Raw genomic sequence first — 14,463 nt, 5'->3', positions numbered from 1 at the left:
AAGTTAAGCTACGAAAGCAAACGTCGTCGTTCATCTGTAGAAACTTTCTGCTAGAATGCTCGGCTTTCTTTAACAACCTTAGGTGACACATCCATGCAGCCCATGCTGAATATCGCGCTGCGCGCCGCCCGCAGCGCCAGTGAATTGATTTTCCGCTCCATCGAGCGCCTGGATACCATCAAGGTCGATGAAAAAGACGCCAAGGACTACGTGTCCGAAGTGGATCGCGCGGCCGAACAGAAAATCGTCGACGCCCTGCGCAAAGCCTACCCGAACCATTCGATCCTCGGCGAAGAGACCGGCATGCACGCCGGCACCGGCATCGAAGGTGAAGAGTACCTGTGGATCATCGACCCACTGGACGGCACCACCAACTTCCTGCGTGGCATCCCCCACTTCGCCGTCAGCATCGCCTGCAAATACCGTGGTCGCCTGGAACACGCCGTGGTCCTGGACCCGGTTCGCCAGGAAGAATTCACCGCCAGCCGTGGCCGTGGCGCCCAACTGAACGGTCGTCGCCTGCGCGTCAGCGGCCGCACCAGCCTGGACGGCGCCCTGCTGGGCACCGGCTTCCCGTTCCGTGACGACCAGATGGACAACCTCGACAACTACCTGGGCATGTTCCGCGCCCTGGTTGGCCAGACTGCCGGCATCCGCCGCGCTGGCGCTGCGAGCCTGGACCTGGCATACGTTGCCGCCGGCCGTTTCGACGCGTTCTGGGAATCAGGCCTGTCCGAGTGGGACATGGCTGCAGGCGCCCTGCTGATCCAGGAAGCGGGCGGCCTGGTGAGCGACTTCACCGGCGGTCACGATTTCCTGGAAAAAGGCCACATCGTTGCCGGCAACACCAAATGCTTCAAGGCAGTCCTGACAGCCATCCAGCCGCACCTGCCAGCCTCGCTGAAACGCTAAGCGCCAGGCCAAAAAAAGCACCCTACGGGGTGCTTTTTTTATGCCTGCGCTTCAACCGATCACTGCGCCGGTTCGTTCTGGCTCAGGATCAACTGACCTTCCTTGTCGACCGGAATCTGGTTGCCTGGATCACGGTCCATACGCACCTTGCCTTCCTTGCCATCGAGCGAGTATCGCACGTCGTAGCCTACGACCTTGTCGCTGATGTCATTGACCGTGTTGCAACGGGTTTGCGTAGTCGTGTAGGTGTCACGCTCCTGCATGCCCTCCTGCACCTTGTTACCGGCATAACCACCACCCACCGCACCAGCGACCGTGGCGATCTTCTTGCCGGTGCCACCGCCGATCTGGTTGCCCAACAGACCACCGGCCAGCGCACCGACCACGGTACCTGCGATCTGGTGTTGATCCTTGACCGGCGCCTGACGGGTCACAGTCACGTCCTTGCACACTTCACGTGGCGTCTTGATCTGTTTCTTGACCGGCTCAACGGCCAGCACTTGCGCATACTCAGGGCCGCTTTTTACCAGGCTGTAGGTGGCAACAGCACCCCCGGCAGTCACACCGACAGCACCCAATACCGCACCAACCAGCAACGACTTGTTCACATGAACCTCCTGACCATCACATGCGGGACATGCCCGCGCTTCTCCCAGCCTTGGAGCACAAAAAAAGGCGCGAGTTCAATACTCGCGCCTTTTGGGGTACTACCAGATGGGAAAACGCCTCAAGGACGGTCGTCCACTTCCTTCTCGGTGTTGACCGCAGGAATCAGGTCTTCACTGCTCAGGTTCAGCCAGATCAGCACCACGTTGGCGATGTAGATCGACGAGTAAGTACCCGCCAGTACACCCACCAGCAGGGCCAGGGAGAAGCCGTACAGGTTGTCACCACCGAAAAACAGCAGCGCAGCGATCGCCAACAGGGTCGAAACCGAGGTGGCAATGGTGCGCAGCAGGGTCTGGGTGGTCGAGATGTTGATGTTCTCGATCAGCGTCGCCTTGCGCAGTACGCGGAAGTTCTCACGCACCCGGTCGAACACCACGATGGTGTCGTTGAGCGAGTAACCAATGATCGCCAGCACCGCCGCCAGCACCGTCAGGTCGAAGGTGATCTGGAAGAACGACAGGATACCGATGGTCACGATCACGTCGTGGATCAGCGACACGATGGCCCCGACCGCAAACTTCCACTGAAAGCGGAATGCCAGGTAGATCAGGATGCCGCCCAGCGCCATGAGCATGCCGAGGCCGCCCTGGTCGCGCAGCTCTTCACCCACCTGCGGGCCGACGAACTCGACGCGCTTGACCACGGCCGGGTTGTCGCCGCCGACCTTCTGCAAGGCCTCGGCAACCTGGTGACCCAGTTGCGGGTCTTCGCCCGGCATGCGCACCAGCAGGTCGGTGGTCGCGCCGAAGCTCTGCACCACCGCCTCGTGATAACCCGAGGTAACCAGCTGCTCACGCACCTTGGTCACATCGGCCGGACGCTCATAGGTCAGCTCGATCAGCGTACCGCCCGTGAAGTCCAGGCCGTAGTTCATGCCCTTGGTGGCGACACTGAACAACGCCAGCACCGTGAGGAACAATGTGACGCCGAACGCAACGTTGCGAACGCCCATGAAGTTGATTGTACGTAACATGGCAGCCCCTTAAATCCACAACTTCTTGAAGTCACGACCGCCGAAGATCAGGTTGACCATCGCACGGGTAACCATGATGGCCGTGAACATCGAGGTCAGCACCCCGAGGGACATGGTCACGGCGAAGCCCTTGACCGGACCTGTACCCATGGCAAACAGAATCCCGCCCACCAGCAAGGTGGTCAGGTTGGCGTCGAGAATCGCGGTGAATGCGCGCCCGAAACCTTCGTTGATTGCCCGCTGCACGGTCATGCCCGCCGCGATTTCTTCACGAATCCGCGAGAAGATCAGCACGTTGGCGTCGACCGCCATACCCATGGTCAAGACAATACCGGCGATACCTGGCAGGGTCAGGGTTGCACCCAGCATCGACATCAGGGACAGCAGCAACACCATGTTCACGCCCAGCGCCACGGTGGCGACCATACCGAAGAAGCGGTAGATGGCGATGATGAACAGCGACACGAACAGCATGCCCCACAGCGACGCATCGACCCCCTTGGTGATGTTGTCAGCACCCAGGCTTGGACCGATGGTACGTTCTTCAGCGAAGTACATCGGGGCCGCCAGGCCACCGGCGCGCAGCAGCAAGGCCAGCTCCGAGGATTCGCCCTGGCCGTTCAGGCCGGTGATGCGGAACTGAGCACCCAGTGGCGACTGGATGGTCGCCAGGCTGATGATCTTCTTCTCCTCCTTGAACGTCTGCACCGCCACGTCTTTCTCGACGCCATTCACGACCTGCTTGACGTAGGTGGTCACCGGACGTTGCTCGATGAAGATCACCGCCATGCTGCGACCGACGTTGGAACGGGTCGCACGGTTCATCAGCTCGCCGCCGTGACCGTCCAGGCGAATATTCACCTCTGGGCTGCCGTGTTCGCCGAAACCGGCCTTGGCGTCAGTGACCTGGTCGCCCGTGATGATCAGGCCACGCTCGATTTGCGCAGGAGGGCGATTGCCCTCGCGGAATTCGAACATCTCGGAAGTGGCTTTCGACGCGCCCGGCTCTGCCGCCAGACGGAACTCAAGGTTGGCCGTCTTGCCCAGGATTCGCTTGGCTTCGGCAGTGTCCTGCACGCCTGGCAGCTCAACCACGATGCGGTTGGCACCCTGACGCTGAACGATAGGCTCGGCAACACCCAGCTCGTTGACGCGGTTACGGACCGTGGTCAAGTTCTGCTTGATGGAGTATTCACGGATTTCCGCCAGCTTGGCCGGGGTCATCGCCAGACGCAGCACCGGCTGACCATTGAGGTCGGCGGGAACAATGTCGAAATCGTTGAAGCTCTTGCGGATCAGTGCACGGGCCTGTTCGCGGGCGGCTTCATCAGTGAAGCCCAACTGAATGGCACCGGCCAGTTGCGGCAGGCTGCGATAGCGCAGGCGCTCTTTGCGCAACAGACTCTTGACGTCGCCTTCGTAGACTTTCATGCGGGCATCGATGGCTTTGTCCATGTCCACTTCCAGGAGGAAGTGCACACCACCGGACAAGTCCAGACCCAGCTTCATCGGGTGCGCGCCGAGGTTGCGCAGCCATTGCGGGGTGGTTTGTGCCAGGTTCAGTGCAACGACATAGTCATCACCCAGGGCCTTGCGTACGACGTCCTTGGCCGGAAGCTGGTCTTCCTGCTTGGTCAGACGAATCAGGCCGCCCTTGCCGTTGGCTGCCAGCGTAGCCGCCTTGACGTTGATCCCGGACTCGTTGAGCGCTTTGCTCACACGATCCAGATCCGCCTGATTGACCTGCAGCGCAGTGCTTGCACCGCTGACCTGAATGGCCGGGTCATCAGGGTATAGATTGGGAGCGGAATAAATCAGACCGATCGCCAGCACCGCCAGGATCAGTACATATTTCCACAGAGGGTATTTGTTCAGCATCACGCCGCCCGCTTATGACGCGGGGCGCCTTGCGCGCCCCGTCGATTGGTAGAAGATGAAACTCAGATCGCTTTCAGCGTGCCTTTTGGCAGCGTGGCAGCGATGGCGCCTTTCTGGAACTTCAGCTCTACCGAGTCAGAAACTTCGAGAACCACGAAATCATCCGCTACTTTGGTGATCTTGCCGGCGATGCCGCCGGAGGTCACAACTTCATCACCTTTTTGCAAGTTGCTCAGCAGGTTCTTCTGCTCTTTGGCGCGTTTGGCCTGTGGACGCCAGATCATCAGGTAGAAGATGACCAGGAAACCGACCAGGAAAATCCACTCAAAGCCGGTACCAGCAGGGCCGGCAGCAGGTGCAGCGGCGTCTGCCATCGCATTCGAGATAAAAAAGCTCATTTAGCACTCCAGTTGCAAAATTAGTGTCTTAAACGTTTTAAAACTCAGTCCAAAGGCGGAACAGGCAACCCGCGCTTGGCATAGAAGGCATCGACAAAGGCGGCCAATGTACCCTGTTGAATAGCCTCGCGCAAACCAGCCATAAGCACTTGATAATGGCGCAAGTTATGGATGGTATTGAGCATGCTCCCCAGCATTTCGCCGCACTTGTCCAGATGATGCAGATAAGCGCGGGAGAAGTTCTGGCAGGTATAGCAATCGCAGGTCGGATCGAGCGGCGAATCATCATGGCGATGGAACGCGTTACGGATCTTCAGCACACCTGTATCAATGAACAGATGCCCATTGCGGGCATTACGGGTTGGCATCACGCAATCGAACATGTCCACCCCGCGGCGCACACCCTCAACCAAGTCTTCCGGCTTGCCAACACCCATAAGGTAACGAGGTTTGTCAGCCGGCATCTGACCCGGGAGGTAATCCAGTACCTTGATCATCTCGTGCTTGGGCTCGCCCACCGACAGGCCACCAATGGCCAGGCCGTCAAAACCGATCTTGTCGAGGCCTTCCAGGGAGCGCATGCGCAGGTCCTGGTGCATGCCACCCTGGACGATACCGAACAGCGCCGCGGTGTTCTCGCCATGGGCGTTTTTCGAACGCTGGGCCCAGCGCAGCGACAGCTCCATGGAGATCCGCGCCACGTCTTCGTCGGCCGGGTACGGCGTGCATTCGTCAAAAATCATCACGATGTCGGAGCCCAGGTCACGCTGGACCTGCATCGACTCTTCCGGCCCCATGAACACCTTGGCGCCGTCCACCGGGGAGGCGAAGGTCACGCCCTCCTCCTTGATCTTGCGCATGGCGCCCAGGCTGAACACCTGGAAACCACCGGAGTCGGTCAGGATCGGGCCTTTCCACTGCATGAAATCGTGCAGGTCACCGTGCTTCTTGATCACTTCGGTGCCAGGACGCAGCCACAGGTGGAAGGTATTGCCCAGGATGATCTCGGCGCCCGTGGCCTCGATATCCCGCGGCAACATGCCCTTGACCGTGCCGTAGGTCCCCACCGGCATGAACGCCGGGGTCTCGACGGTGCCACGGGGGAACGTCAGGCGCCCGCGACGGGCCTTGCCGTCGGTGGCCAAAAGTTCGAAAGACATACGACAGGTGCGACTCATGCTGTTTCCTCTGGGCCGCGCGGTGCGGGATTGCGGGTGATGAACATCGCATCACCGTAGCTGAAAAAGCGGTACCCATGCTCGACGGCAGCCTGGTAGGCGGCCATGGTCTCGGGATACCCGGCGAACGCCGAAACCAGCATCAACAGCGTGGATTCGGGCAAATGGAAGTTGGTGACCAGGGCATCGACCACATGGAACGGCCGGCCTGGGAAAATAAAGATATCGGTATCGCCACTGAACGGCTTGAGCACGCCATCGCGCGCCGCACTCTCCAGCGAGCGCACGCTGGTGGTCCCCACGGCCACCACCCGCCCACCGCGCGCCCGACAGGCCGCCACTGCGCCCACCACGTCCTGGCCGACTTCCAGCCACTCGCTGTGCATGTGGTGGTCTTCGAGCTTCTCCACACGCACCGGCTGAAAGGTGCCCGCCCCCACGTGCAGGGTCACGAACGCAGTCTCGATGCCCTTGGCGGCAATCGCCTCCAGCAGCGGCTGATCGAAATGCAGCCCCGCCGTCGGCGCCGCCACAGCGCCCAGGCGCTCGGAATACACCGTCTGGTAGCGCTCGCGGTCGGCGTCTTCATCCGGACGGTCTATATAAGGAGGCAGCGGCATGTGCCCGACGCGGTCGAGCAGGGGCAACACTTCTTCGGCAAACCCCAGTTCGAACAGCGCATCGTGGCGCGCCAGCATCTGGGCCTCGCCCCCACCGTCGATGAGGATCTTCGAGCCAGGCTTGGGCGACTTGCTGGAACGCACATGGGCCAGCACACGGTGACTGTCGAGCACCCGCTCCACCAGAATTTCCAGCTTGCCGCCGGAGGCTTTCTGGCCAAACAGCCGCGCCGGAATCACCCGGGTATTGTTGAACACCATCAAGTCGCCTGGGCGCAAATGCTCAAGCAAATCAGTGAATTGACGGTGCGCCAGGGCGCCGCTAGGCCCATCCAGGGTCAGCAGGCGACTGCCGCGCCGCTCAGCCAACGGGTGGCGAGCGATCAGCGAATCAGGGAGTTCGAAAGTAAAGTCAGCAACGCGCATGATGGGGTTCGTCTAGCAGGGCCGGGAAGTCTAGCGGAAATATCAAAAATTCTCCATGTACCTGATTGACCGACGGTTATCACCTCTCTATACTTCGCCGCCATTGAGCCCTGATGGCGGAATTGGTAGACGCGGCGGATTCAAAATCCGTTTTCGAAAGGAGTGGGAGTTCGAGTCTCCCTCGGGGCACCACATAGCAGTATCTGAGAGTCTCTACCAGCCTCTCAGACCCAGAGAAACCGGCCACTTAGCCGGTTTTTTTGTGCCTGTCTGTCTACCCCTGTATCCCCTTATCCGTTGTATCCCTGTATCCCTGCTTGTATCCTGAGAAAAATACCGAACTTTGGGATACAAGGATGAAGCGCGCAGACATCAAGCGCCGCCCTCTCGCTGACACGACACTTGCGGGATTGGAGCCGGAATCAAAGGAATACCGGGAGCTGGACGGAAACGGCCTCTACTTCAGGGTCAAACCTGATGGTGGCAAATCTTGGCAGCTCCGCTACAAACGTCCGGCGGGCAACTGGGCTTGGATGGGGCTCGGGGGTTACCCGGAAGTAAGTGGTGCGTTGGCTCGGGACAAAGCTGCCGAACTACGCAAGGTAGTTAGCAGCGGGGCCGATCCTCTCGAACAGAAACGCTCTGCCAAAGCTGCCATTGACGCTGCCAGGACTCGGACCTTCCGAGCTGCTGCTGAAGCTTGGCTCAAGGCCAAAGAAGAAAAGGGCCTCGCTCCCTCCACTCTTAACAAAATCCGCACTTACCTCGACAAGGACATCCTCCCGGCATTGGGAGATAAGCCCCTCGACGGAATAACCCGTACCGACTGCGCAGAACTCCAGGCATCCCTCGAAGCGCGAAACGCACACAACGTGGCGGAAAAGTGCCGCACCTGGATCAATCAGATCTTCGGTCGAGCCATCGGCTTAGGGCTCACCGAAAACGATCCGGGCAGTCGCCTCCGTGACATTGCAGCCCAAGCCCCTAAGACTCAGCAGCATCCACACCTGTTGGAACCTGAGCTGGCTGAATTCCTCCACGCACTCAAAAACACACCGAGCAGACTGACAGCCCGCACCGCCGCTTGGCTTTGTGTCTGGACAGCATCGCGCCCTGGCATGGTCCGCTTGGCTGAGTGGAAAGAGTTCGACCTTGAGAAAGCCATTTGGACTACGCCTGCCGCCAAGATGAAAATGCGCCGGGATTTTGTATGCCCACTTCCCCATCAAGCTATTACTGCGCTGAAGGAGCTGCATTGCTTAACCGGTCGCAGTCGCTGGCTCTTCCCCGGAGTCGGAGCAAAAAATCCAACCATCAGTGAAAACACAATCAACAAGGTCTTCGCCACCATTGGCTACAAGGGTCGCCTTGTTGGGCATGGGACTCGCCATACAGCGAGCACCTTGCTTCGAGAACATGGTTGGCCGAAAGAACATGTTGAGGCGCAGCTTGCTCACAAAGAAGAAGGTATCTCAGGCGTGTACAACAAAGCCCAATATCTTGAGCAACGCGTCAAGATGATGCAGTGGTATGCAGATCACCTTGATGCCCTGGAGGGAGGCAATGTAGTGCAAGGTCAATTTGGAAAAGCTGGATGAGAGTGCATACCCAGCCCCACTCCAAAACCGGTGTAACGTGTGTTACTCGTGTAACGTCACTCGCCAAACGCCCGGTTTCATTGGCTTTCACACCCGTTACACACTTGAGTGAGATAGCGTTCCAACGATGTAACGCTGACCACACGTGTAACTCCAAAGCCGGCGCTCGCACGCTGCAGGTCGAGGTCCGCTTCGCGTCGCTAAAGCACGACTATCGCTGGCTTCGCTCGGAATACTCAGGGCGCGGGACAGTGCGTTACACGTTGAGAGCTATGGGCAATGATTGATCACAACCCGATCTTGCACTCAGCGCTGACCACTGGCCTGATCCGATATTTCTCAGAACAACCACTCTACCAATTTTGCGCCGAACAGTTGGCTGACGCATGCGAACTGATTAATCAATGTTGCCCGCGTATTCAGCCCGGCGACATTGACGGTGATCTCAGCCGCATGTGCATCCAGACAACTCTGCATGAAGAGGTCATTTTTCAGTACGCCTCAACGGACAACAAAGCCCGACTTGCACATTGGGTTCGCCAGTACAGCAAGTGTCACTCGGCATCGGAGCGCGAGGCTCATGCTGCCTACATCATGGCCTGCGCAGTTAAGGCGCTGGGAGCGCTTGACGACTGGATGCGTGCCACCGATCAGGCGGCTTGGTCGCATGTTGATGAACCTCCGACCGACTGGCCACAGGACCTCTATTGTCAATTTGTTGAAATGCAGATCGACCCCGATGAACGTACCTTGGCACTCGACCAGTATGTTCTTCACCTGGAACCCATCACTGCGCTGCCTTGCTTGATCAACGATGAACTGCGCCCCATTGCAGAAAGAGCAATCAAGAACGCTATCCGCTGCAAAGGTGGCGTCATGAGCGGCATAGAGCGCAACAAGGATATTAGCGCCCGCGACGCTGCTATCGTTCGCCAGGGCCGACACTACTTTTTGAGCGGGATGGCCGAACGAGGCATCGCATCAGCGGTACATGCCTGGCTGAAACGGGAGGTCGCCAAACCACTAAAACAGCGAGCTGAATGGATAACCCCCGAAACCGAAAAGTCGCTATCTCGCAAAAGCGTGGAGACTATTCTCAAACGCAACTTCGTGCTGTAACCGAAATTTCAATTGGATTTCAATTGGAAGTGAACTGCTAACCGCCGACCCACTTCTAGATCATTGCTCTCAGTCCTAACCTGTCGAGAGCAAGACCTATGAAAGCCACTAACACCGACCTTCCCCGCCCTAGCTCCGCTACTCCAAGCCCAATCTTCGATGCAACGTCGACGTTGATCCGCATGCCTGAAGTTGAGGGCATCGTGGGGATGAAGCGTTCGACCATCTACAAACTGATGCAGCGCACCGACTGCGGCTTCCCGCAACCCGTCAAACTGAGCAACAGCAACGCACGCGGCGCTCCCGTTGCCTGGGTTCTTTCTGAAGTTCAAGCGTGGGCACGCAGCCGTATCGAAGCGCGTGATCAGGTGGCCGCATGAATCGCAAGATCGCAGAGAAAGCTTTGATGCATCCGTTTTCAGTGCTGCGCCAGATCGGGTTTTCACCTCGCCTCATGCAGCGCCTCGAGCGCTACCGCAGCCAGCAGGACAGACAAGGCCGCGTGGTCGGCGTACTCAGTTGGGCCGACGGCACCTGGTGCGCCCTCTCCCTCCACTGCGAAAAGACCGGTGCCGTGATCGTCGACGAAGGCCAGCAAACGCAAGCCTACGAAGACGCCCGCTCCATGCTGAGCGGTGGATTCCTGCCTCTTCTTTCCCTGCGCTGGGAAACCCATGCCTGATACGAAAACGCCTCCGGGGGCGATCCGGAGGCGTTGAGGTAAATCTACATGCACGATCAATTTATGCCGCACCTGAAAAATCTGCAAGCCGTCAGTGCAGTTGCACTTTCGAATAACGGGCGTTACTCTCTGGCCGTCGCTGCAAAATCAGCGACCGGGTTTGACGGCCCGAGTACATACAGGCGCACAGGCGCCCCCATATCGATTGCAGGCGCTTTTTTTGTGCCCGCATTCCCGCTTTATGGTGGCTGTGCGTGGGAGACCTTCGGGTCTGCCGGGGTCCTGTATGCCCGGTCCGTCAACCTGCGCACAGCTGCCACCCCAATTCGTTTGACGGCGAACCGTGGCAGCTCCTCACATACAGGAGCTTCACCCCATGCACACCCTCAATCCGTCCAAAATTCGCGCCGCTGCACACCGTGCAATGGCTCTCGCCGCTTTACACGCCAATTCCAGCCTCGCAACACGCCTCTCCCGTTACAACACTCACATGGCCAAAGCCCGCGCACTCGAAACAGCAGGCGGTGCCCAATGAACAACGCCCTGAGTTTTGCCCTGCCCGAAGATCTGCTCTGCGTTAATCCAAAAGCAGAAGCCGGTGTGCCCATCGACGCGATCACCTGCGCCATAGCACGCGCCGACTCGGTCTTGACCCTGCTTGAGGACCACTTCGAAGGCGAATCGCGCCTGGCCAATCATGTGATTGCCGCCGTCCTCTGGGACGTGCGCGGCACCCTCGGTCTGATCAAGACGCTCGCCTTGCACGGCGACACCACCTCGACTCCTGCTCTGCAGAAAGGCGGTGCGCTATGAGCACTTCCACCACCCTTGGCCACGCCACCTTTTCCCGCGTCAACGCTACCGATTTAAAACTGTTTCGGGTGAACGCCGGAGTTCCAGTCGAGGATGCACTTGAGATGGTGTCGCTACTGCAGCATCACGCCAACCAGCTCACTTTCGACGCTGCAATGAGCGAACAGGGTGATCGTTTCAGTTGGCCAGCCCTGTACCTGGGCGAGATGGCCAAAGCGCTGATCGATGACATCAACGACGCACTGTTTCTGCAGAGGGCTGATATATGAGCCAACGCCCGAACAGCACCGCCAAACGTCCGAGCTTTGCCGATGTGAAAGCAGCCGCGCTGAAAGACATTGATCGTGTCCTTTCGCACTGGCTGCCCAACGGCAAGCGCGTCGACGGCGGTAAGGAATACACCGCTCCGAATCCAACCCGCAGCGACAAACGCGCAGGCTCGCTCAAGATCAATTTGAGCAAGGGCACTTGGGCCGATTTCGCCACCGGCGACAAGGGCGGCGACCTGATTGATCTGGTGCGCTATTTGGACGGCGGCACCGACATCGAGGCCTGCAACAAACTCGCAGAATTGCTCGACGTATCGCCCGGTGCCGCCCAGGCGAAGACAGCGCCTGCCAAGACAAAAGCACCTGAGTGGATTGCCATTCAACCGATCCCGTCTGAGGCTATGAACAAGTGCCCAGCCAAGCATCGGCAGCACGGCGTACCGTCCAAGGTGTGGATTTACCGTGATGCGCAAGGCCAGCCGCTTATGGCGCTCTATCGCTTCGACCTCACGCCCGATGAGGACGGCAAGCCGAAGAAGGTTTTTGCACCACTTACATGGTGCGAGCGCACCGATGGCCAAACCAAGCAATGGCGCTGGCAGGGGCTGCCAGATCCACGTCCGCTTTTGCGACTTGATGAACTGGCTCAACGTAGTGACGCACCGGTAGTTTTGTGCGAAGGCGAGAAAGCTGCCGATGCCGCCGCCGAACTGCTGCCGAGCCATGTGGCCACCTGCTGGCCGAACGGTTCCAACTCCTGGCATAAAACCGACCTGACGCCGCTCCAAGGCCGCGATGTTGTGTTGTGGCCGGACAACGACGACAGCGGCAAAGCCTGCATGGAAGCCGTTGCCGAAAAGCTGCGCGAAATCGGCGCCGACTCGGTTCGGGCTATCGAACTGGAAGTGTTCAAGCGCAAGCCCACGCTGAAGAACGACCGCGCCGCTTTTGCCAAAGGTGGTCAATGGAACGACGGTGATGATGCCGCCGATGCGCTAGACAAAGGCTGGACAGCCGCCCACTTTGCCGAGCTGGAAAGCAGCGGCGAGCTGTTCGGCGTGATCGAAGAAAAGGCGGTTGCTACCCATGTTAAACCCGAACCGGAACCGAAGCCTAAAGCAGCGGCCAAGCGCTCTACAAAATCGAAAAACGACCTGATGCCGGGAGGCTTTCGCCTAACGTCCGAGGGCGTATTTTATGCCGGTGATGATGGCGAGGCGCGCCCGGTCTGCTCACCTCTGGCGATCCTCGCCCGTACCCGTGATGAAAAGGGCCACAACTGGGGCTTACTGGTCGAATTCGACGATCCCGACGGCACCAAGAAACGCTGGAACATTCCGGCGCGCACCATGACCGGTGATTTCGGCAAGGACGTATTGGGTCCATTGGTAGACATGGGCCTGCGCCTCGCCGGTAGCCGTTCGGGACGTAACGCCCGCAATGACCTGCAGAGTTATCTCGGCGGCTTTGACAGTGCGCAACGTGCTCGGCTGGTCACTCGCTTGGGCTGGCATGACAGCGCCTTTCTACTGCCCGAGCAGCAGGTCGGCATGCATAGCGAACACCTGCATTTTTACGAGGCCGGCGCACAACTGCCCCCCATCAGTGAAGCGGGCACGCTCGAACAATGGCAACAGCAGATAGGCGCACTGTGCGTCGGCAACCACCGCTTGGCGTTTGTCGTTGGTGTGGCCTTCGCGGGTCCGCTGCTGCACATGCTTGGCCATGAGTCGGGTGGCTTTCATCTGTACGGCGACAGCTCGGGCGGCAAGACCACTCACCTGCAGGTTGCCGCCTCGATCTACGGCGGACCGCGCTTGGTCCGCTCATGGCGCTCCACCGACAACGCGCTGGAATCCATCGCCGCCGCGCATTCCGATGGTCTCCTGGTACTCGATGAAATCGGCATGTGTGATCCGCGCATCATCGGCGAGACGGTCTATATGCTCGGTAACGGCACCGGCAAGGCACGGGCCAATGACCGAGGCCAAGCAGGCCGACAGGTGCAGGAATGGCGCTTGCTGTTCCTCTCCACGGGCGAGAAGACCTTGGCGCAGCACATGGCCGAGGCCAACAAGGAACTGAAAGCGGGCATGGAGGTGCGCATGCTTGCCGTTCCGGCCGATGCCAGCAAAGGCCTCGGCATGTTCGACACGCTCAACGGTTTCGAGGATGCAGCAGCGCTTTCCGATGCGCTCAAAGCCCGCGTAGCGAAATACTACGGCACCCCGCTCACTGCATTTCTGACGGCGTTGTGCGAACCCGGTAAACGCCACGGCTGGGCGGCGATCCTGCGCCGAACGCTAGAAGGCTTTATAGCTAAATCGCTTCCTGCATCCGCGAGTGGGCAGGCGCACCGTGCCGCCGCTCGTTTCGGTCTCGCGGCAGCCGCAGGCGAGTTGGCCACCGCTATGGGTATCACTGGCTGGCCGGACGGGACCGCCACCACAGCCGCTCGCGTGTGCCTGAGTGCATGGCTAAACGAACGTGGCGGCGCCGGCAATTTCGAGGGCGATGCGATCTCGGCGAGGCTGCGTCAGTTCATCGAGCGCTTCGGCGAAAGCCGCTTCACCCGTTGGGAATCGACTGCTGCCAAGATCGACGAACACGGCCCGCGCACGATCGACCGCCTCGGCTTTCGCAAGACGCTGGAGCACGGCATGGGCGACACCCTGCACACCACAAATACCTACTACGTGCTGACCGAGGCTTGGCGCTCGGAGATTTTCCGGGGCATGAACCTTACTGCAGTAAACAAGGAACTCTTGCAACGCGGTGTGCTGGAGCCGAGCAGCGACGGCAAGGCATCAAGTCTGGTGCGGTTGCCCGGCTTAGGCCAACAGCGCTGCTACATCGTGAAGACGATTCCGGGAACGGATGAGAGCGAGGCTCGGGCTGCCTGAGGGCATCCCCGCTGATTGAGGTAGC

At 59.4% G+C, this 14,463-nt stretch carries 15 protein-coding genes and 1 tRNA gene; 10 read left to right on the top strand and 6 right to left on the bottom strand.

What is annotated here, in order from left to right:
* Window positions 1–93 precede the first annotated feature (93 nt).
* Window positions 94–912 (top strand): type III secretion system regulator SuhB, encoded by an 819-nt coding sequence (gene suhB / locus AACY45_RS10900; protein ID WP_003185165.1) that lies wholly within the window; start codon window positions 94–96, stop codon window positions 910–912.
* A 59-nt stretch (window positions 913–971) separates the two neighbouring features.
* Here the strand turns inward: suhB and AACY45_RS10895 are convergent, their stop codons facing one another.
* The 6 genes from AACY45_RS10895 to queA form a co-directional block, all read right to left on the bottom strand.
* Entirely contained in the window at window positions 972–1,520 is a 549-nt protein-coding gene (locus AACY45_RS10895) for a glycine zipper 2TM domain-containing protein (RefSeq protein WP_339545465.1), read from the bottom strand.
* Window positions 1,521–1,639: 119 nt separating this feature from the next.
* Window positions 1,640–2,554: a protein translocase subunit SecF gene (secF, locus tag AACY45_RS10890; RefSeq protein ID WP_339545464.1), complete on the bottom strand. Its 915-nt coding sequence runs from the start codon at window positions 2,552–2,554 to the stop codon at window positions 1,640–1,642.
* Window positions 2,555–2,563: 9 nt separating this feature from the next.
* Window positions 2,564–4,432, bottom strand: a complete 1,869-nt coding sequence (gene secD / locus AACY45_RS10885) for a protein translocase subunit SecD (protein ID WP_339545463.1) — start codon at window positions 4,430–4,432, stop codon at window positions 2,564–2,566.
* A gap of 62 nt (window positions 4,433–4,494) precedes the next feature.
* Window positions 4,495–4,830, bottom strand: a complete 336-nt coding sequence (gene yajC / locus AACY45_RS10880) for a preprotein translocase subunit YajC (protein WP_095166066.1) — start codon at window positions 4,828–4,830, stop codon at window positions 4,495–4,497.
* 44 nt (window positions 4,831–4,874) lie between these two features.
* On the bottom strand, window positions 4,875–5,990 hold the full coding sequence (gene tgt / locus AACY45_RS10875) for a tRNA guanosine(34) transglycosylase Tgt (RefSeq protein ID WP_166592911.1): 1,116 nt from the start codon (window positions 5,988–5,990) through the stop codon (window positions 4,875–4,877).
* Window positions 5,991–6,004: 14 nt separating this feature from the next.
* Window positions 6,005–7,054, bottom strand: a complete 1,050-nt coding sequence (gene queA, locus AACY45_RS10870) for a tRNA preQ1(34) S-adenosylmethionine ribosyltransferase-isomerase QueA (protein ID WP_339545462.1) — start codon at window positions 7,052–7,054, stop codon at window positions 6,005–6,007.
* A 107-nt stretch (window positions 7,055–7,161) separates the two neighbouring features.
* Between queA and AACY45_RS10865 the strand changes: the two genes are divergently transcribed.
* The 9 genes from AACY45_RS10865 (at window position 7,162) to AACY45_RS10825 (ending at window position 14,438) form a co-directional block, all read left to right on the top strand.
* Window positions 7,162–7,246: transfer RNA gene (locus AACY45_RS10865), tRNA-Leu, on the top strand.
* Between the two features lie 164 nt (window positions 7,247–7,410).
* Window positions 7,411–8,652, top strand: a complete 1,242-nt coding sequence (locus AACY45_RS10860) for a tyrosine-type recombinase/integrase (RefSeq protein ID WP_339545461.1) — start codon at window positions 7,411–7,413, stop codon at window positions 8,650–8,652.
* 279 nt (window positions 8,653–8,931) lie between these two features.
* Complete coding sequence (locus AACY45_RS10855; protein WP_339545460.1) at window positions 8,932–9,771, top strand: hypothetical protein; 840 nt, start codon at window positions 8,932–8,934, stop codon at window positions 9,769–9,771.
* 98 nt (window positions 9,772–9,869) lie between these two features.
* The gene (locus AACY45_RS10850; protein ID WP_339545459.1) at window positions 9,870–10,151 is read left to right on the top strand and encodes a helix-turn-helix transcriptional regulator; all 282 of its coding nucleotides are present in this window, start codon (window positions 9,870–9,872) and stop codon (window positions 10,149–10,151) included.
* Window positions 10,148–10,453, top strand: coding sequence for a hypothetical protein (locus tag AACY45_RS10845; protein ID WP_339545458.1), 306 nt, complete (start codon window positions 10,148–10,150; stop codon window positions 10,451–10,453). The genes AACY45_RS10850 and AACY45_RS10845 overlap by 4 nt, the downstream gene beginning before the upstream one ends.
* A 376-nt stretch (window positions 10,454–10,829) precedes the next feature.
* Window positions 10,830–10,988, top strand: coding sequence for a hypothetical protein (locus AACY45_RS10840; protein ID WP_339545457.1), 159 nt, complete (start codon window positions 10,830–10,832; stop codon window positions 10,986–10,988).
* The gene (locus tag AACY45_RS10835; RefSeq protein WP_339545456.1) at window positions 10,985–11,266 is read left to right on the top strand and encodes a hypothetical protein; all 282 of its coding nucleotides are present in this window, start codon (window positions 10,985–10,987) and stop codon (window positions 11,264–11,266) included. Before AACY45_RS10840 ends, AACY45_RS10835 begins: the two co-directional genes overlap by 4 nt.
* A complete protein-coding gene (locus AACY45_RS10830) occupies window positions 11,263–11,535 on the top strand; it encodes a DUF3077 domain-containing protein (protein WP_339545455.1) in 273 nt (90 codons plus the stop codon). Before AACY45_RS10835 ends, AACY45_RS10830 begins: the two co-directional genes overlap by 4 nt.
* Window positions 11,532–14,438, top strand: coding sequence for a DUF927 domain-containing protein (locus AACY45_RS10825; RefSeq protein ID WP_339545454.1), 2,907 nt, complete (start codon window positions 11,532–11,534; stop codon window positions 14,436–14,438). The genes AACY45_RS10830 and AACY45_RS10825 overlap by 4 nt, the downstream gene beginning before the upstream one ends.
* Window positions 14,439–14,463: the final 25 nt, after the last annotated feature.

Source organism: Pseudomonas sp. RA_35y_Pfl2_P32 (assembly GCF_963970735.1).
Taxonomy (GTDB): Bacteria; Pseudomonadota; Gammaproteobacteria; order Pseudomonadales; family Pseudomonadaceae; genus Aquipseudomonas.
Note: the sequence above shows the minus strand (reverse complement) of the source record. Positions and strands in the feature narration are given on the sequence as shown.